Consider the following 18,668-nt stretch of genomic DNA (forward strand, 5'->3'; position numbering starts at 1 on the left):
GGCCGCGACGGGTTCGCGACCTTCCGCTAACATCAAAACAAAAGGCCGGCGATCTGATCGCCGGCCTTTTGTTTTGGAAGATCGAGAAGCGCTGCCTGTGCAGCGCGTCAGTTGAAGGAACGAACCAGACTGCCGACAAGCAGGTTCCAGCCGTCGATCAGGACGAAGAACAGGATCTTGAACGGCAGGGAGATCGATGTCGGCGGCAGCATCATCATGCCCATGGCCATGGTGATGGTCGCGACGATCAGGTCGATGACGAGGAAGGGAAGGACGACCAGGAAGCCGATTTCAAAGCCGCGCCGGATTTCCGAGATCATGAAAGCGGGAACAAGTACGCGATAATCGATCGTGGCGCCGGTATCGACCGTCTGGCCGCGCTCACGGGCGAGATCGACGAAGAGCGCCAGATCCTTGTCGCGGGTATTGCGCGTCATGAAGGTGCGGAACGGTTCAGCGATGCGTTCGACAGCCTGCTGCTCGTTGATCTGGTTCGCCAAGAGCGGCTGAACCCCATCCTTCCATGCCTGATCGAAGGTCGGCTGCATGACATAGAAGGTCATGAACAGCGACAGCGACAGCAAGATCATGTTCGAGGGAGTGGAGGCGAGGCCGAGGCCGGTGCGCAGAATGGAGAAGGCGATGACGAAGCGCGGGAAGCTCGTCACCATGATCAGAATGCCGGGCGCGACCGACAGAACGGTCAAGAGACCGAAGGTGCGGATGATCCACGCCGCAACCGAACCGTCCACCGGCAGGTTGAGCAGGTTCGACGGGAGCTGCTGCGCATGCGCCAGCTCCGGGACCGCCATCATGGCAGCCAAGATCACTAGGAATCGAATCATTCGATGACGAAGGTCCTGAACATGACTTTCGATACGCGTCCCTGCGCCCGAAGGTCAACACGCTCCTGGATGTCATCCCTAAGATATTCGAAGCCGCGCGGGCCCTCGATCTGCTGCAGCGAAACAGTCCGGATATAGGCCATGATGTCCTGATGGATATCCTCGGCGAGCTTCACATCCGGCGGGCCGGAGAAGAGCAGCGCCACTTCGAGGCGCACCCAGTTCTCCGAGGGATAGGCAAGATTCGAGGTGATCGGCTCGAGCTGAACGACGTTGTTGGCTTCCGTCGAGATCTTCTGGAGTCCGGTCTCGCCGGCCTTCGCCTTCTCGGCCGCCTCGGCGGGCTGTTCCGCCTCTTTTGCGGATTTCACGCTGGGCGCGATCATGCCACCAACGACCCAGCCACCGCCGCCGCCAAGGAGTGTCAGGACGGCGAGGCCGATGATCGTCATCATCATCGCCGACTTCTTCTTCGGCTGGCCCTCGGTGCCTTCTGCGTCTGCCATTTTGCCGGACCTTAGAGTGGCGAGAGGATATCGACGGCCTGCTGGCCGCGCGGGGGCTGCTGCACTTCCATCAGGCGGCCGCGGCCACCATAGGAGATGCGCGCTTCGGCGATCCTGTCGTAGGAGATTTCGTTGTCGGCGGTCACGTCCTGCGGACGCACGATACCGGCGACGTTCAAGATGCGCAGTTCCTGGTTAAGGCGCACTTCCTGCGAGCCGCTGACAACAAGATTGCCGTTTTCGAGGATGCCGGTGACGACGGCCGCGACCATCAGGTTCAGCTTGTCGGTGCGTTCGATCTTGCCCTTACCATCCGTGCTCGTGTCGGAGCCATAGGTCACGTCGGTTTTCGACGACGGGTTCCAGCCGAGGATGTTGGCCTGCGCGTCCCAGTTCAACCCACTGCTGTTCTCGCGACTGCGCTTGCTGTTGTTTTCGAACGAGCCCTTGTCGTTGATCGAGATGTTGACGGTCAGGATATCGCCGACGTTGAGCGCGCGTGCGTCCTTGAACAGAGCGGCCTTGGAATCGCTCCAGAGCGAATAGCCTTGGGCGACCTGGCGCGGCTGCTTCGGATACATCGACATCTGCTGTGTCTGGCCATAGGCGAGACCGCTGCCGATCGGGCTCATGGCGGGCGCACGGCCGATCTCGTTGATCGCCTGCGGGGATTGGCAGCCGGCCAGAATGGCTACAGCGGCAATCGCGACCGGGAAACGCTTCTTCATGAGGGGTCCTTCGACGTATTGGGATCGGACGCGCTGGCGATGATGTTGGCGATGACCGCTGCCTTCTGCGGGTCCATCTCGTTCAGGATCAGGCTCGACTGCGTGGCGTTCAGCCGCATGATCACGGCGGCCGCCACTTCGATCTTCACTTCCTGAAGCTGCTGCGCCGCGGCGTCCGGCTTCATCTTCTTGTAGATATCGGTCAGTCCGGCCTCGGCCTGCTTCAGGAAGTCGTTCCGACGCTTCAGCCAGTCCTGATACTCGTCGCGGCGCTTCGTCATTTCGGCCATGCGGCTATCAACGTCGGCCCTGAGCTTGTCGAGTTCCTGCTTCTGCAGCAGATAGCGCTGGTCGCGCGCGGGCTCGGCGATGTTGCTGCAGAACTGCTTGATTTCTTCCTCGGAGGTCAGCTCGCCGCCCGCCGAGGTGCGTGCCTCCTGCGCGAAGGCGCCAGGGATGGTCAGCATGACGACAGCAGCCGTGGGCAAGACCAGGTGCTTCGCCAGTTCCGAAACCGTCATGTTCGCAAAAGAGGTCTTCGTCATTGCAGGACAAGCTCCGCTTGCAGCGCACCGGCCGACTTGATGCCCTGGAGGATGGCGATGATGCCATCGGGCTTGACGCCGATGTTGTTGAGGCCGGCCACCAGCGTTTTCAGATCGGGCCCATCAAGCAGGGCGACATTGCCACCCGTCTGCTGGGCTTGGATATCGGTCTGCGGCTGGACGGCTGTGACGCCGCGCGAGAAGGGTTCCGGCTGAATGACCTGTGGCGTTTCGGTGACCTGCACGGTGAGCGTGCCATAGCTGACGGCGACCGGTGAGACCCTGACGTCGGCGCCGATGACGATCGTGCCCGTCCGCTCGTTGATCACGACCTTGGCCGGCGTATCGGTTTCGACAGCGAGATTTTCGATATCGGCCATCAGGCGCGTCAGGTCCGCTTCGCGCGGCTTCTGGACGATCACTTCCTGCGCGTCCTTCGGCTCGGCAACCGGGCCGCCGAAACGAGCGCGGGCGTAGCCGTTGACCACGTCGGCGATGCGCACGGCGGTCGAGAAATCCGGATTGCGCAGTTGCAGGACGAGGTTGACCGAATCCTTGAAGCGCGAGGGAAGTTCACGCTCGATGATGGCGCCACTTGGGACGCGACCGGCCGTCGTCACGCCTTCGGTAACCGTTGCAGCCTGGCCCTGTGCCGTGAAGCCGGAGACGACCACCGAGCCCTGGGCGACGGCGTAAATCTGGCCATCGGCGCCCGACAGCGAGGTCATGATCAGCGTTCCGCCGCGCAGCGACGTGGCATCACCCAGCGAGCTGACGTTGACGTCGAGCCGGCTGCCGGGGCTTGCGAATGGCGGCAGGTTGGCGGTGACCATGACGGCCGCGGTGTTCTTGGCGTTCGACTGGCCGCCCTGCGTGGAGATGCCGAGGTTCTGCAGCATCGCGCGCATCGACTGCTCGGTGAAGGGCGATGCACGGAAGCCATCGCCGGTCCCCTGGAGACCGACGATGAGGCCGTAGCCTATCAGCTGGTTGTCGCGACCCGCCTGCAACGAGGCGATATCCTTGATGCGCGAGCTCATTGCCGCCGCCGGCGTGACAGCCAGGACGTTTGGCGCGAGCATTGCGAGTGCGATGAAAAGGCGGAATAGAATCTTCATTTTGCAGCCACGTGTATGGTGCCATTCGCGAGCACGGTGCCGCTGACGATTACGCCGGAGTCCATGTTGCGGACACGGACCATCTGGCCGGTCATGCCGTCTTCAAGCGGGGAGCCGGCGGCCGAGATCGCCATCGCGCCAACCGTGAAGACCAGGCGGATCGAAGAACCGCGTGTAACGGTATAGGGTTCGCGCAGCGCCGAGACGGAAATCGACTGGCCGGGAAGCAGGGTACGCTTGGAAATCATGCCGTCCACCTCGTGAATGGACTTGGCGTAATCGCCCTGCAGATTGGGATTGGTGACCTCGACTTCCTGCAGCTGGGCGCTGGAGATCGTTTCGCCGGGATAGATGATGGTGGTCGGAATGACCGCGTAACCCATGTCGGCGGCGGCAAAAGCCGTCGGCGCCGAAAGGGTCATGGCCGCAACGAGTGCGGCTTTCGCCCATCCACGAAGATGTTCTACCCGGCAAAACGTCATGTTTCGGCCCTTCCCTGTTACTTCAGGTTCTTGCTGACGATGGAGGCCATTTCGTCGGCGGTTGTGATGACTTTGGAGTTCATTTCGTAAGCGCGCTGTGCCGAGATCAGCTCGGTGATTTCCTTCACCGGGTCGACGTTGGACGATTCCAGGTAGCTCTGCTTGAGATAGCCGTAGCCCGGATCGTCAGGCGTGCCGACGACCGGCTGGCCGGAAGCGGGCGTTTCCTGGAAGAGGTTGTCGCCGAGCGGCTTCAGACCTGCTTCATTGACGAAGTCGGCGATCTGCAGCTGTCCGAGGGTCGTGGGCGTTGTCTGGCCCGGCAACACCGCGGTGACTTCACCGGAGCGGCTGATGGTAAGCTGCGTCGAACCGACGGGAATGGTGATGTTCGGCGCGACGGTGTAGCCGTCGACGGTGACGATCTGGCCGGTCTCGTTCTTGTTGAACGCGCCGGCGCGGGTGTAGAGCGTCGTGCCGTCGGGCGCCTGGATCTGGAAGAAGCCACGGCCGATGAGGGCCACGTCGAGGTCGTTGCCGGTCTGGGCGAGTTCGCCCTGGATGTGCAGGTTGCGGACAGCCGAGGTCTGGACACCGAGACCGATGTTGGCGCCCTCGGGCACGATTGCCTGGTTGGCGCGGTTGGAGACGCCCTGTGCGCGTTCGGTCTGGTAGAGCAGATCCGTAAACTCGGCGCGGGCGCGCTTGAAGCCTGTGGTATTGATGTTCGCGATGTTGTTCGCGATGACCTCAAGGTTGGTCTGCTGGGCATCCATGCCCGTTGCTGCAATGGCAAGCGCTCTCATGGCTCAATCCTCAAAATCAACTACATCTGCATCTTGGTCACTTCGAGAAAGGCCGAAACGACCTTGTCTCGAATGGCAATGGCGGTTTGAAGGGTCTGCTGTGCCTGCATCACGGCATCGACGACTTCACGTGTCGTCGCGGTGCCCTTGATGGCTTCGAACGACATGTTCTCGGCGCCCTTGATCGAATTGACGGCGCTAGTTGCCGCATTGCCGAGGACGGAAGCGAAGCTGGCGTCGTTGGTGGCGCTCTGGGCGGACGAGGAGGCCTGGGATTTGCCGAGATCGACGCCGCTCAGATCGCGCGTTACCGACAGGGAGCTGAGGCTGTTTATGCTGTTAATCATTATTGGCTCTTCAGAAGGTCGATTGTCGATGAAACGAGATCGCGGGTCTGCTTGATGACCTGCAGGTTGGCGTCGTAGGAGCGGTTGGCTTCGCGCATGTCGGCCATCTCGACCAGCATGTTGACGTTCGGAAGCTTGACCACGCCCTGGGCGTCCGCAGCAGGATTGTTGGGATCGAATTCGGTGCTGAACTTCGATTCATCGACGCCCAGCTTCTTGACGTTGACCGTCGTCACGCCCGTTGCGCGATCCATGGCTTCGCCGAAGGTTATGGTCTTGCGACGGTAAGGATCGGCGCCTGGGGTATCCCCCGTGGAGCGCGAGTTTGCGATGTTTTCGGAGACGATGCGAAGACGCGTCGACTGCGCCTCGAGACCGGAGGCTGCGATTTTGGAAGCGGCTGACAAAGGATCCATGTTCTTAGCTCTTCACAGTCATAAGCATCAAGCGGTTGAAAGATCCGACGAGCGAGGTGTTCAGCTCATACTGTCGCTTGATTTCGCCAGCCTTGGAGAGCTCCTCGGCGAGACCAACCGTGTTGCCCGATTCCTGTACGCCCATCTCTTCGTCGAGAGCGGCATCCTTGACGTCGATGTCGTTCTTGGTGCTGAGATCGTTGCCGCTCAGATGCGCGGCATTGGTCCGCGCCATCGCCACGTCCGAATGGTCGAGAACGGCCTGGAAAGGCGTGATGTCCTTGGCGCGATACTTTGGCGTGTTCGCGTTCGCGATGTTGCCGGCAACGACTTCCTGACGAATCGTCAGCCATTCCGCCTGCCGCGAGGCCAAGTCGAACAGTTGAATCGGTTGCATGGAACTCTCCTTTTTACTGCCGTGAACCTAGGTCGGTAATCTTGCGTCAGACTTACGGAGAATGCGTTCTTGCTTCATAAGGGCGGGCTGGATGGGGAGATACCAAAAAGGCTCCCCCGCGGTGCGAAGGAGCCCCAAGACCTCGTGTGTTCCCGACGTGGGTTACGTCAGTAGACTTCGCCTTTGGACGTGATGATCACCCACTTGCCGTCGCGCTGTTCCAGCGTGGCGAGGCGGCTTTCATCCGGCAGGATCGAGCCCACGCGAACGACATACATGCCCGATGTATCCTCGATCAGCGCGCGGCCGTTGGCGACATGCAGCAGGCGAAAGGCCGACTTTCCGGGGAATGGCTGATCTTCTGCAGGCGCGCCCTTGTTGTCTTCCTTGCCGATGGAGGAGACCGTGGCCGTCGTCAGCGGGTCGACGGGGACCTCCGGCTTTACTTCCGGCGGGTTCTTGTTGGCCATGGCCAGCGGTGAAACGCTGAAGACATTGCGCGCCGGCCAGTTCGGCAGGTCGCGCGTGCGGTCACCCTCGGCGACATTGATGCCGAACTTGTTTTCGTTGAAGAAGACGTACCACGGAAAGATCGCGGACGCGCCGGCGAGCAGCAGGCCGGTGATCGTGAGCACGCGATCGTTGAACGTCGACCTGCGGCGGCCCTGTGGCTTCAGCGGCGGAATCTTTTCGTCATCGTCGAAATCGGTCACATCTAGTCTTTCTATCTTCAATCGTCGGCTATCTTCGGGCGTCCGGCTATCTGCGCACCGGCTGATTGCCGATGCCGGCGGCCGCCTTCAGGGCTCCGGCCAGATCGGCAAAGGAATCCGGGGATGGTTGATCGCCGGGGGATTGCTTCAGTACGTCGTAAATCACGGGCACCTGCTTGACCGCCATGTCGAGATCCGGATCGGCACCCTGTCGGTAACCGCCGATCAGGCGAAGATCGCGGGTTTCCTCGTAGCGATGCACAAGCGCCTTGAGGCGTGAGACGAGCTTCTCCTGATCCGGTGTCCAGGCCTTGCGGGCCAGACGCGAGATCGATGCGAGAGGATCGATCGGCGGATAGCGGCCTTCATCGGCGAGGCTTCGCTGGAGCACGAGGTGGCCGTCGAGAATGCCGCGGGTGGAGTCGGCGATCGGATCGTTGTGATTATCGCCATCGACGAGGATCGAGATGATGGCGGTGATGGTGCCGGTGCCTTCCGGGCCGGGGCCGGCGCGCTCGAGCAAGCGCGGCAGTTCGGTGAAGACGGACGCCGGATAGCCGCGCGCGATCGGCGGCTCGCCGGAGGCGGTCGCGACTTCGCGGATCGCGTGGGCGAAACGCGTGACGCTGTCGACGATCAGGAGCACGTTGTCGCCCTGGTCGCGGAAATGCTCGGCGATGGTGATCGCCGTCAGCGGCGCCATCTTGCGCAGCATCGGGCTTTCGTCGCTGGTCGCAACCACCACGACGGATTTCTGCATGTCGGCGCCGAGCGTATCCTCGATGAATTCGCGCACCTCGCGGCCACGTTCGCCAACCAGCGCGATCACGACCTTGTCGAAAGCGTCCGCGCGCGCAAGCATGGAGAGCAGTGTCGACTTGCCGACGCCCGAGCCGGCGAAAATGCCGAGGCGTTGGCCCAAGCAGAGCGGAGAGAAGATGTCGATCGCGCGCACGCCGGTCTTGAACCCCTTCTCGACACGCTGGCGTGTCATCGAGGGCGGCGCGGTGTTGGAGATCGAGCGGCGCTTCAGTCCCTCGACAACGGGTCCCTTTCCGTCGATCGGCTCGCACAGCGAGCTGATGGTGCGGCCGCACCAGCTGTCCGATGGCGCGATGCGGAAGGCACCCTTGCGGATGACGGTGTCATGAATACCGATCGGTTCGCCCGGCTCGATGGGGCAGACATAGGCAAGATCCGGCTCGACGCGAACGACTTCACCGAGATGCACGCCCGTTGAAGACTTGTGGGCGACGAACTCCCCGAGCCGCAGATGGCGCGAGAGGCCCGTGACCGTGTAGTGACCGGTCGCGATCGTCTGCACATGGCCGCCGGGCGCGATCATGAAATCGGGATTGGCGTAGCGTGCGGAAAGCGCTTCGAGATGGGTGAGCTTCTTGGAAAGCGCCGCCTCGGTCAGCTGTTCATTGCCCATGGATCAAACCTTCCGCTTAGCGGCTGCCGCCAAGCGTCTTGATGGCTTCGCCGAAGGAAGATTCGCTGTCCTTGGTGAGCGAGGTCATGCTTTCGAAGGCACGGTTGACCTCGATCAGCTGGGTGATTTCGCGCATCGCGTTGACGTTCGAATTTTCGAGATAGCCCTGCTGGACGCCGACATTGAAGCGGTCGGTGACGGCGGTCGGCGTCTGGGTGGTCATGATGCCGCTGTTTTCGTAGCGAAGGTAACCCTTGGAGATATCGGCCTCGAAGAGGCCCAGCGAAGCGACCTGCCGGTTGTTCTGGTAGATCATGCCGTCGGCGCCGACCTTCGGCTCGCCAGCATTTCTATCGAGCATGATCGGCCCGCCGCCGGTGTCGAGCACCGGATATCCGCGCACCGAGACCAGCTCACCGTTATCGGTCAGCGTGAAGCGGCCATCCTTGGTCAGAACCCGGCCGGCCGGCGTGTCGAGCGAGAACCAGGCATCGCCCTTGATCGCGAAATCGAGCATGTTGCCGGTGTGGTTCATTTCACCATTGTCGGCGGACAGGTAGTCGTTGCCCTGCGAAACATATGCGATCTTCGCGTTGAGCTTGTTATCGGTATCGCCGATCAGCTGATTGAACTTGACCTCGGTGCCACGAAAGCCTGTTGTGTTCACGTTTGCCAGGTTGTCCGCGATGGTGTCGAGGCGACGCATAAGTGCCATCTGCGACGACAGAGAAACATAAAGACCGGATTGCATCGGGGTAGGCTCCTGGCATTGGCGATGAACGTTACGAAACCCGGGCATTTGTGGTGTGTTCGACCCCGATTCCGCTGAGGCGGCATCTCAGACATGGGCATGGTGGCCCATTCGTCACCTGTAGATTGTCAGCAAATCCTTGCGCGAAGCTGGCATCTAAAATGCTTGGCAAAAAGCTTGCCGGAAAGCTTAATCGTCAAGGCGAGGATCAGCCTCACGCAAGTTAGCCCTCCTATCCCTTCGGTTGAAAATAACGATCAGGTTTGGACTGGCGATGAATATCATTATCGGATTTGTGATTGTCTGCGGCTGTATCGTCGGCAGCTTCATGGCCATGGGCGGTCACATCGACGCGCTCTGGCAGCCCTTCGAGCTCGTCATCATCGGCGGCGCCGGCATCGGCAGCTTCATCATGGCCAACCCCATGAAGGTCGTGAAAGACTCGGGCAAGGCGCTCGGCGAAGCCTTCAAGCATTCGGTTCCGAAGGAACGTAACTATCTCGACACGCTCGGCGTTCTCTACTCGCTGATGCGCGACCTGCGCACAAAGTCGCGCAACGAGATCGAAGCCCACATCGACAACCCGGCCGAATCGTCGATCTTCCAGTCCGCGCCGACCATCCTGAAGAACAAGGAAATCACCGCGTTCATCTGTGACTACGTTCGCCTGATCATCATCGGCAATGCTCGCAGCCACGAGATCGAAGCCCTGATGGACGAAGAGATCAACACGATCCTTCACGACAAGATGAAGCCCTACCACGCCATCCAGACGATGGGCGACGCCTTCCCGGCGATCGGTATCGTCGCGGCCGTTCTCGGCGTCATCAAGGCCATGGCGCACATCAACGATTCGCCGGAAGTTCTCGGTCACCTGATCGGCTCGGCGCTCGTCGGTACCTTCCTCGGCATTCTGCTTTCCTATTGCGTGTGCTCGCCAATCACCTCGCAGATCAAGATCGTGCGCTCGAAGCAGCACCGCCTCTACGTCATCGTCAAGCAGACGCTGCTTGCCTACATGAACGGCTCGGTTCCGCAGGTTGCTCTCGAATATGGCCGCAAGACGATCTCGGCCTACGAGCGTCCTTCGATCGATGCCGTCGAGCAGGAAATGATGAACCCCGGTGGTGAGAACAAGGCGGCCTAAACGGACATGAACGCTCAACTCCAGAAACCAGTCATGGACGACGCCCTGCTCGCGAAGCTGACAGGCCGGCTGGGCGACAAGGCGACGGTTGAAAAGCTCTGTGCCGCGTTCGGCGACGTCTACCGGGTGTTTCTCCCCGATGTCATCAAGAGCGAGACCGACCTCGACGTGCAGGTCAACTATCTCGGTTGCCACGCCGGCTACAAGCATGACCTGGTCGCCGATCTCGGAGACAGCGTTACGCTGGTCGACGGATCGCTTCGCAACTGGTCGCCCGACTTCACGCTTTCCTGCGGCAACGGCTTCGTCATCACGCTGATGGAGCATCTGCTTGGCGCATCGCCCGAGACGGTCGAGCAGCCGGCGGATCGCCTGCTCTCGATCATCGAGCTGGAACTTGCCGTCACCGTGTTCGAGAAGATCGCCAACGTCCTGCGCTCGGCGGTCAACGCGCCTGGCGGGTTCGAGCCTAGCCTTGAGCCTCCGCACGCCGCCGAGACGCGGCCGAAGGCTCCCGACGACAAGCCGGATGAATTCGCCGCGGCGATCAACATGTCGATCACGCTGTCAGGCATCACATCGGAATTCTCGCTGATCGTTCCCCAGGCAGCGCTGTTGAAGACGACCGTGGTCGCGCCGCGCGCCAAGAACGCATCGGCCAATTCGTCGGAATGGACGGAGCAGATGAGCGAGCAGGTTCGGCGCTCGCAGGTGACACTGGAAGCGAAGATCCATCTTCAGGAGCTGACGCTGCGCACCATCTCCAAGCTCGCCGCTGGCGATGTTATTCCCTTCCTCGACAGCGGCGACGTCCGCGTCGATGTCAGCGCCAACAGCAAAGAGCTTTACGTGTGCGAGTTGGGACGCTCGGGCGAGAATTATACCGTCCGGGTGAAGGATACGATCAACTCGGATGACGACCTCATCCGCTACTTAATGAATTAACGGATTTCGGCCCCTGCCCCAAAGGCAGGTTGAGGCAAGTTTCAACTGGAATAGTGATTTCATGGCGACGAAAAAAACAAAGAGCACGGATCTCGAGCAACCAGGCAACGAAGCCGAGCTTGATCAGGCTATCGATGATCTGCGTGGCGTTCTGAAAACCGACGCGGAAGGCGGCATGCCCGATTTCGGCGGCGATAGTCTCGACGCGTTTGGCGGCGGTACCGATCTGTCGGCCTTTGGCGGCGATCTGGAAACCGGCACCGACACGGACTTCGGCGGCGGCGATTTCGGCGGCTCCACGGACTTCGGCGGCATGTCCGATTTTGGCGACAGCTCGGCGACCCCTGGCGTCGCAGCCCCGCTCGGCAGCGCGATGCAGTCGAACATGGATCTGATCATGGACATCCCGATCGATGTTCAGATCATGCTCGGCAGCAGCCGTATGCAGGTCTCAGGCCTGATGAACCTCAACGAAGGCGCGACGATCGCGCTGGACAAGAAGATCGGCGAGCCGGTCGAAATCATGGTGAATGGCCGCAAGATCGCGCGCGGCGAGATCACCGTTCTCGAAAATGACGACACACGTTTTGGCGTAAAACTGATAGAAGTTTTAGGTACTAAGAAAGCCTGATCCCGCTGTAGGGACGGAGAGGTTAGACCATGATGGACTTTGACGATTTCGGCGGCGCTCTTGCCGAGAAACCGTTGACCCAGGCTGAGAAAGCAGCGGCCGTTCTCCTCGCGATGGGGAAAGGGGTTGCTGGCAGACTGTTGAAGTATTTCACGCAGGCCGAACTGCAGACGATTATCGGATCCGCGCAGGCTCTGCGCGCGATCCCGCCGGATGAGCTGCTCGGCCTCGTGGCCGAGTTCGAGGATCTGTTCACCGAAGGTGCAGGTCTGATGGACAACGCCAAGGCGATCGAAAGCATCCTCGAAGAAGGGCTGACGCCCGACGAAGTCGACAGCCTGCTTGGCCGCCGCACGGCGTTCCAGGCCTATGAAACCTCCATCTGGGACCGGCTGGGCGAAGGCGATCCCGCCTTCATCGGCAAGTTCCTGCTGCGCGAACACCCGCAGACGGTTGCCTACATCCTGTCCATGATGCCCTCTTCCTTCGGCGCCAAGGTGCTGATGCAGATTCCCGACGGCCGCCGCGCCGACATCATGAACCGTACCGTCAACCTGAAATCCGTGAGCCCGAAGGCGGCACAGATCATCGAAAAGCAGGTCATGACGCTGCTCGCCGAGATCGACGCCGAGAAGAATTCGATCGGCTCGACGAAGGTTGCCGAGCTGATGAACGAGATGGACAAGCCGCAGGTCGATACCCTGCTCACGTCGCTCGAATCGATCAGCCGCGAATCGGTCAACAAGGTTCGTCCGAAGATCTTCCTGTTCGAAGACCTGATGATCATGCCGCAGCGCAGCCGCGTCATGCTGCTGAACGACATTTCCGCGGATATCCTGACCATGGCGCTACGCGGCTCCTCTTCGGAGATGAAGGAAGCCGTTCTCGCCTCGATCAGCCCGCGTCAGCGCCGCATGATCGAATCCGACCTGCAGAGTGGTACGACGGGTATCAACCCGCGCGAGATCGCAATCGCACGCCGCGCCATCGCGCAGGAAGCGATTCGCCTGGCCAATTCCGGCCAGATCCAGCTCAAGGAAGGCGAAGCAGAGGGTGCGGCTGCCGCCTAAGCCGCTGTTACTGTGTACAGATAGGCCCGAGACGAACGCCGCGATTGATCACGGCATCCACGGGGACTACAAAAGCAAAGGTCGCGCGCTGGCGCGGCCTTTTCTTTTTGACCAGGAGTCGCGACCGTGGCGGACGACGACAAGGACAGTAAAACAGAAGCGCCTACCGCGAAAAAGCAAAGCGACGCGGCAGAGAAAGGTAATACCCCCTTCTCGCGCGAACTGCCTCTCTTCGCCACGGTTCTCGCCACCTACATCTATCTCATCTTCTTTCTGCCGAACGGGCTCAGCGTGGTCGGGGCATCGCTCAAGGATATTTTCGAGCAGCCGGACCAGTGGAAGATCGACACCGGCACCGACGTGCTGTCGCTCTTCGTCCATCTTGGCTGGGTGAGCGCGCAGCTGCTCGCGCCGGCGATGATTCTCTTCATGGTCTTCGGCGTTGCCGCTTCGATCGGCCAGAACCTGCCCGTGCCGGTGCTCGAGCGCATCAGGCCGCAATGGTCGCGCATATCGCCCGCCAAGGGCTGGTCGCGGCTCTTCAGCCTCCAGGGCCTCATCGAGTTCGGCAAATCGCTGACGAAGATCGTCATCGTCGGCGTCGTGATGGTGCTTTTGCTGCGCAGCGACTACTTCGCGTCTATCGACGCGCTATTCTCCGATCCGCGAACGATCTTCACCCGCATGATGTCGGCCATGCAGAAGATCACGCTCGTCGTCCTGGTCGCGACCGCGCTGGTGGCGATCGTCGACTTCTTCTGGACGCGCTATCACTGGTTCACCGAACTGAAGATGTCGCGCCACGAAATCAAGGAAGAAAACAAGCAATCGCAGGGTGACCCGTTTGTGAAGGGCCGCCAGCGCGCGCTGATGCGCGACCGCGCAAGGCGCCGCATGATCGCCAACGTGCCGCGCGCGACCATGGTCATCGCCAACCCGACCCACTTTGCGGTTGCCCTGCGCTACGTGCGCGAGGAAAACGACGCGCCTATCGTCGTTGCCAAGGGCCAGGACCTAATTGCGTTAAAAATCAGAGAGATCGCCGAGACGAACGGAATACCGGTTTTCGAAGATCCGCCGCTTGCGCGCTCCATGTTTGCGCAAGTCTCGGTGGATAGTGTCATCCCGTCAGTATTCTACAAGGCCGTCGCGGAGCTCATTCATCGGGTGTACGCGGCGCAGGCCAAGAACAACCGGGTAAGATAAACGAATGAAAAAATGCCCCTACTCTGCCCAGCGCGAGAAGATTCTTGCCGAAGCAATCAGCCCAGTCGCCACCGAATTGCGGTTGCTTGATGCTTCGGACCTGATTTCGATCCTGCGATTTGAGTATTACGGCAATCTTTCAGACCTCGTTTCCTCGGCAGCCGAGATGTTCTTCCATCCCGGCACCGTCAATTTCGGTCATGGCGGCAGCTATACGCTGGAATGGGGTGGCAAACCGGAGGTCGTCATCGACCTCGAGATCAAGCCACGCGGCGTAACCGTATACGCGCAGCTTACCCTCGCCGCCGAACATGCCGGCATCGAGATCAACCACATCGCTTTCGAGAACCCTTCGGCGAATCCGCACGAAAACACGGCGTTTCTCGAGCAGAGCCTCAATCAGGCGCGCTACAACGTACCGCCGCTTCAGGCGCTCGCCAGCTAAGTATTATTTCTCAGCTAATGTAACCGAGCCGGATTGCCTTGGCGATCGCCTGGATGCGGTTGACCGAATCGAGCTTGATCGTCGCCGAGCCCAGATAGGCGTTGACGGTGTGCACGGACAGACCGAGCTTGTCGGCGATTTCTTCGCTGATGCGGCCATCGCCGGCGAGCTGCAGGCAGGCGATCTCGCGTTCGCTCAGCGCTTCGGCGGCGGCCACGCGACGTTCGTCAAGCGAGAGCAGGTCGATCATCACCTGGCAGGCGCGACCGTGCAGTTCGACGACCATGTCGTTCGGCGGATCGAGATCATCGCCCGTGAAGACAACGAAGCCATTGCCGATCGCGCCGAGGCGAACGGGGAAAGCGAGGCCTGAGAACGGCACGAGGCCATCTGGAAGCCGCACGACGAACGGCGCCATGCCGATGGCGCCCGGGAAGCTGCGATCGTGGCTGCCGGCCCAGGCGAGCGGCAGGAGCGACTTCTCGACATGCTCGATCAGCGCATCGCCGTAAGCATCGACAAAGGCCTTGTGCAGCGAAGCGTTGGCAGAACCCCAGTTTTCCAGCTCGCAGATCAGGCGCTGCTTGGCCGGCAGGCCGGAGCCCGACAAACGATAGACCGCAAAGTTCTGCGCATCGGCCAGCTTCTGCATGGCGACGAGGCGTGGGAAAAGATCGGATCGGCTGCTGACCCTATTGGCGCGCGTGGAGCGCGAGATGGTGTCGGAGCTGCTGATCGACCGGCCCGATGCATATGCCATGAGCGCGTCCTCCTTACACCAGGTTATTTCTGACAGCGAATGCGATGGCTTCGGAACGTGTCTTCGTCGCCGTCTTGCGCATGACGCTGGTAATGTAGTTGTTGATCGTGTTTCGCGAGATGCCGAGGATCATCGCGATTTCATCGCTGGTCTTGCCTTCGGCGATCCAGAATAGACACTCGAGTTCGCGATCGGTCAGTTCGAAGTCGCGATCGGACTTGGTGCCGCTGTACTGCAGCAGGCTCGTGTAATAGGCCGTCAGCAGTCCGACATCCCTCAGGCGCTCCTGCGAGAGGATGAAGCCATCATCGAACAGGAACATCAGCGCCAGGCGCGAGCGCCCGATATTGAACATCAGCGAGCAATACTGGCGGCTTGCGCCATCGGGAACGTCAGCCGTGTCTGGCAAGACGGCGAAGTGCGGCTGGAAGAGCTGCATGCACTTCTCAAGCTCTGTGGCACGACCGAAACCGCCGACGAACGCCTCTGCGAGATTGGTGACGAGATCAAAGGGCCAATCGGACGAGACCACGAAATCGAGGCCTGCTTCCTGCAAGAGATCAGCGCGCGCCAGGAGATAGTGCGAAGCCCCCACGTAATCGGTCAGGATGCGCAGCCCCGGCTGCAACCTTCCCGTGCCCGCTATCTCACACAGCTGGGCAATGAGTTCCGAGCGCGATGACAGGTTGGTCGCAGCAATCCCGACGAAGTTCCCTGTCCTCGTTTCGCTCTTGAGAGCTTGCAATATATGCATGTCCATTGGCAATTCCTGAGGCTGAGAACTTATCACGAAAAAAGCTTGATCACGTCTGTCAGCAACGAAATGCACCTTCTCCGCGAATCATCCAAAAGGTACGTCAATGAGAGCAAACCACCATCTCCGAGTTCTGGGGATTTACTTTCGTTACGAACTGTGCACCGATTCGCACAAGGAATTCATCTCTTAGAAGTTATAGTAAGCTAAGATGATTCGAGGCCATATGGCAATACGATTCGCGTCAAACGCGAGTCATGCACCGTTTTCGTGTTTCCGATGTGCCAAAAAAGATAAGGGCCGGTTTCCCGGCCCTTTTGTTATGCGGCGTTGTCGACCGCCCATTTCCTGAGGATTTTCGCAGCGCGTTCCTCGTTGATCTCGACCATTCGGGCGAGCTTGCGCTCCGGCCCTTCCTTGACGCGGCGATTGAAGCTGCCGTCGTCGTCGCCGAGGCTGAGGAGATCCTCGGTGCTGTCGAAGCCGAAGTCCGAGCCGAAGCCATCCATAAGTGCCCCGCCGCCTGCGTCGCCTGCCGGAGCGAAGTCCGGAAGTTCGAGGCCGGCGCTTTCGATCGACGTGTCCCCACCGATCGCCGTGCCGCCACCGGTCATGCTGCGGACCATCGGACGGACACCCATCCAGATGACCAGGAAGGCCACGACCACGAAGGCGAGCGAGTTGATGATGCCGGCGAGGTTGCGGCTCAGCATGTCCATGACGCGGACGCCGGAACCGGTTTCCTCGAGGAGCTGGTTTTCGAGGAAGTCCATGGCCGTGACGGTGACCACGTCGCCGCGATCGGTGCGGATACCTGCAGCCGAGGCAACGATCTTCTGCATCTCGGCGAGGTAAGCGTCGATCTTCGTCTGGTCGGCAGGCTCGCCGACCATCTTTGCGATGCGACCCTTGTTGACGACAACCGCGATCGAGAGCTTTTCAACCTTGTAGCTGTTGCGGGTCGTCGCCGTGGTCTTGCTGTTGATCTCGTAGTTGGTCTGCTCTTCCTTCTTGTCGGACTTGTCCTGCGAGGCCGGACCGTTCGAGCCACCGGTTGGAGGAGCCGCCTGCGGAACGTTCTGCTGAACCGTGGTGGCGTTGTCGTTCGCAGTCTGCTGGGACTGGGCCGCTTCCTTGGTCGTGCGGATGGAGCGTTCGACCTTGGATTCCGGATCGTAGACGGTTTCCTGGATCTGCTGCGCGTCCGTGTTCAGGTCGGCGGTAACGCTGGAGCGGAAGTTGTCCATGCCGAGGAACGGGGCGAGCGCCTTGTCGATGTTGGATTCGACTTCATCCTGGACGTTCTGGACGATACCGAGCGAGCGGTTGAGGTTGCTGTTGCTGGCCTCGTCGCCAGAGGCGAGCAGTTGGCCGGCGGAATCGAGAATGGTCACATCACCGACATCAAGCCCCGGCACGGCCGAGGCGACAAGGTGACGGATGGAGCTTGCCGCAGCGCGGCCGGTCGAGGCACTCGCTCGAAGCATGACGGATGCCGTCGGCTTCTGCTCGGCACGGCGGAAGTTGCCGACCTCGGGCATGACGATGTGCACGCGCGCCGCCGATACGCCGGAGATCGATTGGATCGTGCGGCCAATCTCACCTTCCAGCGCGCGAACGCGGGTCACTTCCTGCATGAAGGAGGTCAGGCCGAGCGAGCCGACCTTGTCGAAGAGTTCGTAGCCAGCGTTGTTGCTGTTGGGCAGGCCCTTTTCGGCGAGCAGCAGACGCGACTTGCCGGTCATGCCGGCGGGCACTGTGATGCTCGAACCGTCGGAGCCGACCTGAAATGCAATATTGGCTTCGGCGAGCGCAATGCTGATCTGGTTCAGATCGGACGAATCAAGTCCGACATAAAGCGTTTCCTGAGCAGGTTTGTTAACGAATAGAGCGGCGCCGAGAATGAGCGCCACGGAAACAACCCCGATGCCGGCCAACGCCAGCAGGCGATTCCGCCCAAGGGAACTAAAGTTCCTAATAATCGGAACTAATTGATTTAACAGATTCATTCTGTTCTCGCACGATCTTTACAGACAAAGCAGGCCTATCGCCTAATTTGACCTATAAAAGCCGAAACTTGTGCGAGCGTTTCGTATTGACGTTTAAGTAAGAATGCCGGCTAGAGCGTGCAGCGATCCTTCGGATTTGCGCGCCACGCTTCAAGCCATTGTTTTATCGCGTGTCGGCATCGCAAACCGCTGCACGCTTTTGCGCGCGACATGCTCTAAAAGAAATCGAAGTCGCCCGCAGCCTTGTTGATCGGCTGGGAATGACCATGGCGCATGCCGCCACCGCCCAGTGCCCGCTGCATTTCGCTGAGCTTCACGAGGCTGAGCGCCGTTGCGACGTCGACCATCCACTCATTGGAGATCTCGCCGGTTATCGTGTCGATGAACTCGGCGATCCCGCGTGCCTTCTGCACGGCAAGGTCGATACCCTGGAGCACCTTCATGCTTTCGGGCGCGTTCAGCAGATTTTCGCCGCCGATCTCAAGAAGCTGCGGTTCGATCCGTTCGATCAGATAGGCGATGTCGTGCAGTTCGGACACGACCCGCATCAGGATATCGGGCAGAGCTTCGACCGGCGACGGTTGATCCGCCTGTGCATTCACGTTCATTAGG

At 60.4% G+C, this 18,668-nt stretch carries 23 protein-coding genes; 6 read left to right on the forward strand and 17 right to left on the reverse strand.

Translation table 11 applies throughout. From position 1 onward, the window contains the following. Positions 1-107 precede the first annotated feature (107 nt). The 13 genes from fliP to flgF all read right to left on the reverse strand — a co-directional run bounded on the left by fliP (position 108) and on the right by flgF (position 9,089). Positions 108-845 carry a flagellar type III secretion system pore protein FliP gene (gene fliP, locus B3605_RS09265; RefSeq protein ID WP_112942770.1) on the reverse strand — a complete coding sequence of 246 codons (738 nt, stop codon included), beginning with the start codon at positions 843-845 and terminating at the stop codon, positions 108-110. Then, positions 842-1,351, reverse strand: a complete 510-nt coding sequence (locus B3605_RS09270; protein ID WP_112942771.1) for a flagellar basal body-associated FliL family protein — start codon at positions 1,349-1,351, stop codon at positions 842-844. The genes fliP and B3605_RS09270 overlap by 4 nt, the downstream gene beginning before the upstream one ends. Before the next feature lie 11 nt (positions 1,352-1,362). Continuing rightward, positions 1,363-2,079 carry a flagellar basal body L-ring protein FlgH gene (gene flgH, locus B3605_RS09275; protein ID WP_112942772.1) on the reverse strand — a complete coding sequence of 239 codons (717 nt, stop codon included), beginning with the start codon at positions 2,077-2,079 and terminating at the stop codon, positions 1,363-1,365. After that, a complete protein-coding gene (locus B3605_RS09280) occupies positions 2,076-2,624 on the reverse strand; it encodes a MotE family protein (protein ID WP_112942773.1) in 549 nt (182 codons plus the stop codon). The genes flgH and B3605_RS09280 overlap by 4 nt, the downstream gene beginning before the upstream one ends. Further along, positions 2,621-3,742, reverse strand: a complete 1,122-nt coding sequence (locus tag B3605_RS09285; protein WP_112942774.1) for a flagellar basal body P-ring protein FlgI — start codon at positions 3,740-3,742, stop codon at positions 2,621-2,623. Before B3605_RS09285 ends, B3605_RS09280 begins: the two co-directional genes overlap by 4 nt. After that, entirely contained in the window at positions 3,739-4,224 is a 486-nt protein-coding gene (gene flgA, locus B3605_RS09290) for a flagellar basal body P-ring formation chaperone FlgA (RefSeq protein WP_112942775.1), read from the reverse strand. Before flgA ends, B3605_RS09285 begins: the two co-directional genes overlap by 4 nt. Before the next feature lie 17 nt (positions 4,225-4,241). After that, positions 4,242-5,030 (reverse strand): flagellar basal-body rod protein FlgG, encoded by a 789-nt coding sequence (gene flgG, locus B3605_RS09295; protein ID WP_112942776.1) that lies wholly within the window; start codon positions 5,028-5,030, stop codon positions 4,242-4,244. 20 nt (positions 5,031-5,050) lie between these two features. Next, positions 5,051-5,377: a flagellar hook-basal body complex protein FliE gene (locus tag B3605_RS09300; protein WP_112942777.1), complete on the reverse strand. Its 327-nt coding sequence runs from the start codon at positions 5,375-5,377 to the stop codon at positions 5,051-5,053. Continuing rightward, positions 5,377-5,793, reverse strand: coding sequence for a flagellar basal body rod protein FlgC (gene flgC, locus B3605_RS09305; RefSeq protein ID WP_112942778.1), 417 nt, complete (start codon positions 5,791-5,793; stop codon positions 5,377-5,379). The genes B3605_RS09300 and flgC overlap by 1 nt, the downstream gene beginning before the upstream one ends. A 4-nt stretch (positions 5,794-5,797) precedes the next feature. Beyond that, positions 5,798-6,190, reverse strand: a complete 393-nt coding sequence (gene flgB, locus B3605_RS09310; protein WP_112942779.1) for a flagellar basal body rod protein FlgB — start codon at positions 6,188-6,190, stop codon at positions 5,798-5,800. A gap of 167 nt (positions 6,191-6,357) precedes the next feature. Continuing rightward, positions 6,358-6,903 carry a flagellar protein gene (locus tag B3605_RS09315; protein ID WP_112942780.1) on the reverse strand — a complete coding sequence of 182 codons (546 nt, stop codon included), beginning with the start codon at positions 6,901-6,903 and terminating at the stop codon, positions 6,358-6,360. Between the two features lie 46 nt (positions 6,904-6,949). Then, positions 6,950-8,338 carry a flagellar protein export ATPase FliI gene (gene fliI / locus B3605_RS09320; protein ID WP_112942781.1) on the reverse strand — a complete coding sequence of 463 codons (1,389 nt, stop codon included), beginning with the start codon at positions 8,336-8,338 and terminating at the stop codon, positions 6,950-6,952. Positions 8,339-8,354: 16 nt separating this feature from the next. Further along, the gene (flgF, locus tag B3605_RS09325) at positions 8,355-9,089 is read right to left on the reverse strand and encodes a flagellar basal-body rod protein FlgF (protein WP_112942782.1); all 735 of its coding nucleotides are present in this window, start codon (positions 9,087-9,089) and stop codon (positions 8,355-8,357) included. A gap of 274 nt (positions 9,090-9,363) precedes the next feature. On the opposite strand from flgF, the gene motA reads away from it, so the two are divergent. The 6 genes from motA (at position 9,364) to B3605_RS09355 (ending at position 14,533) form a co-directional block, all read left to right on the forward strand. Then, positions 9,364-10,236 carry a flagellar motor stator protein MotA gene (gene motA / locus B3605_RS09330; RefSeq protein ID WP_018898423.1) on the forward strand — a complete coding sequence of 291 codons (873 nt, stop codon included), beginning with the start codon at positions 9,364-9,366 and terminating at the stop codon, positions 10,234-10,236. Positions 10,237-10,242: 6 nt separating this feature from the next. Further along, the gene (locus B3605_RS09335; RefSeq protein WP_112942783.1) at positions 10,243-11,181 is read left to right on the forward strand and encodes a FliM/FliN family flagellar motor switch protein; all 939 of its coding nucleotides are present in this window, start codon (positions 10,243-10,245) and stop codon (positions 11,179-11,181) included. 61 nt (positions 11,182-11,242) lie between these two features. Then, positions 11,243-11,812 carry a flagellar motor switch protein FliN gene (fliN, locus tag B3605_RS09340; protein ID WP_112942784.1) on the forward strand — a complete coding sequence of 190 codons (570 nt, stop codon included), beginning with the start codon at positions 11,243-11,245 and terminating at the stop codon, positions 11,810-11,812. A gap of 29 nt (positions 11,813-11,841) precedes the next feature. After that, positions 11,842-12,882: a flagellar motor switch protein FliG gene (gene fliG, locus B3605_RS09345; protein ID WP_018898420.1), complete on the forward strand. Its 1,041-nt coding sequence runs from the start codon at positions 11,842-11,844 to the stop codon at positions 12,880-12,882. Positions 12,883-13,008: 126 nt separating this feature from the next. Beyond that, complete coding sequence (gene flhB / locus B3605_RS09350) at positions 13,009-14,088, forward strand: flagellar biosynthesis protein FlhB (RefSeq protein WP_112942785.1); 1,080 nt, start codon at positions 13,009-13,011, stop codon at positions 14,086-14,088. 4 nt (positions 14,089-14,092) lie between these two features. Beyond that, on the forward strand, positions 14,093-14,533 hold the full coding sequence (locus B3605_RS09355) for a hypothetical protein (protein WP_112942786.1): 441 nt from the start codon (positions 14,093-14,095) through the stop codon (positions 14,531-14,533). Positions 14,534-14,543: 10 nt separating this feature from the next. On the opposite strand, the gene visR is transcribed toward B3605_RS09355, so the two are convergent. The 4 genes from visR to cheT form a co-directional block, all read right to left on the reverse strand. Beyond that, positions 14,544-15,293: a transcriptional regulator VisR gene (gene visR, locus B3605_RS09360; protein WP_018898417.1), complete on the reverse strand. Its 750-nt coding sequence runs from the start codon at positions 15,291-15,293 to the stop codon at positions 14,544-14,546. A gap of 13 nt (positions 15,294-15,306) precedes the next feature. Next, positions 15,307-16,053 (reverse strand): transcriptional regulator VisN, encoded by a 747-nt coding sequence (gene visN / locus B3605_RS09365; RefSeq protein WP_018898416.1) that lies wholly within the window; start codon positions 16,051-16,053, stop codon positions 15,307-15,309. 314 nt (positions 16,054-16,367) lie between these two features. Next, positions 16,368-18,056 (reverse strand): flagellar basal-body MS-ring/collar protein FliF, encoded by a 1,689-nt coding sequence (fliF, locus tag B3605_RS09370; RefSeq protein ID WP_112942788.1) that lies wholly within the window; start codon positions 18,054-18,056, stop codon positions 16,368-16,370. A gap of 215 nt (positions 18,057-18,271) precedes the next feature. Further along, on the reverse strand, positions 18,272-18,664 hold the full coding sequence (gene cheT / locus B3605_RS09375; RefSeq protein WP_112942789.1) for a chemotaxis protein CheT: 393 nt from the start codon (positions 18,662-18,664) through the stop codon (positions 18,272-18,274). Positions 18,665-18,668: the final 4 nt, after the last annotated feature.

Source organism: Rhizobium sp. UBA1881 (assembly GCF_002338015.1).
Classification (GTDB): Bacteria; Pseudomonadota; Alphaproteobacteria; order Rhizobiales; family Rhizobiaceae; genus Rhizobium.

Bases quoted from the DNA above. Each gene is read 5' to 3' on its own strand.
- fliF (WP_112942788.1), bottom strand. From the start codon at position 18,056: ATGAATCTGTTAAATCAATTAGTTCCGATTATTAGGAACTTTAGTTCC.
- B3605_RS09270 (WP_112942771.1), bottom strand. From the start codon at position 1,351: ATGGCAGACGCAGAAGGCACCGAGGGCCAGCCGAAGAAGAAGTCGGCG.
- fliG (WP_018898420.1), top strand. From the start codon at position 11,842: ATGATGGACTTTGACGATTTCGGCGGCGCTCTTGCCGAGAAACCGTTG.
- B3605_RS09335 (WP_112942783.1), top strand. From the start codon at position 10,243: ATGAACGCTCAACTCCAGAAACCAGTCATGGACGACGCCCTGCTCGCG.
- flgG (WP_112942776.1), bottom strand. From the start codon at position 5,030: ATGAGAGCGCTTGCCATTGCAGCAACGGGCATGGATGCCCAGCAGACC.
- fliI (WP_112942781.1), bottom strand. From the start codon at position 8,338: ATGGGCAATGAACAGCTGACCGAGGCGGCGCTTTCCAAGAAGCTCACC.
- visN (WP_018898416.1), bottom strand. From the start codon at position 16,053: ATGGACATGCATATATTGCAAGCTCTCAAGAGCGAAACGAGGACAGGG.
- B3605_RS09285 (WP_112942774.1), bottom strand. From the start codon at position 3,742: ATGAAGATTCTATTCCGCCTTTTCATCGCACTCGCAATGCTCGCGCCA.
- motA (WP_018898423.1), top strand. From the start codon at position 9,364: ATGAATATCATTATCGGATTTGTGATTGTCTGCGGCTGTATCGTCGGC.
- B3605_RS09300 (WP_112942777.1), bottom strand. From the start codon at position 5,377: ATGATTAACAGCATAAACAGCCTCAGCTCCCTGTCGGTAACGCGCGAT.
- flgH (WP_112942772.1), bottom strand. From the start codon at position 2,079: ATGAAGAAGCGTTTCCCGGTCGCGATTGCCGCTGTAGCCATTCTGGCC.
- B3605_RS09355 (WP_112942786.1), top strand. From the start codon at position 14,093: ATGAAAAAATGCCCCTACTCTGCCCAGCGCGAGAAGATTCTTGCCGAA.
- flgB (WP_112942779.1), bottom strand. From the start codon at position 6,190: ATGCAACCGATTCAACTGTTCGACTTGGCCTCGCGGCAGGCGGAATGG.
- flgF (WP_112942782.1), bottom strand. From the start codon at position 9,089: ATGCAATCCGGTCTTTATGTTTCTCTGTCGTCGCAGATGGCACTTATG.
- B3605_RS09280 (WP_112942773.1), bottom strand. From the start codon at position 2,624: ATGACGAAGACCTCTTTTGCGAACATGACGGTTTCGGAACTGGCGAAG.
- flgC (WP_112942778.1), bottom strand. From the start codon at position 5,793: ATGGATCCTTTGTCAGCCGCTTCCAAAATCGCAGCCTCCGGTCTCGAG.
- cheT (WP_112942789.1), bottom strand. From the start codon at position 18,664: ATGAACGTGAATGCACAGGCGGATCAACCGTCGCCGGTCGAAGCTCTG.
- flgA (WP_112942775.1), bottom strand. From the start codon at position 4,224: ATGACGTTTTGCCGGGTAGAACATCTTCGTGGATGGGCGAAAGCCGCA.
- visR (WP_018898417.1), bottom strand. From the start codon at position 15,293: ATGGCATATGCATCGGGCCGGTCGATCAGCAGCTCCGACACCATCTCG.
- fliP (WP_112942770.1), bottom strand. From the start codon at position 845: ATGATTCGATTCCTAGTGATCTTGGCTGCCATGATGGCGGTCCCGGAG.
- fliN (WP_112942784.1), top strand. From the start codon at position 11,243: ATGGCGACGAAAAAAACAAAGAGCACGGATCTCGAGCAACCAGGCAAC.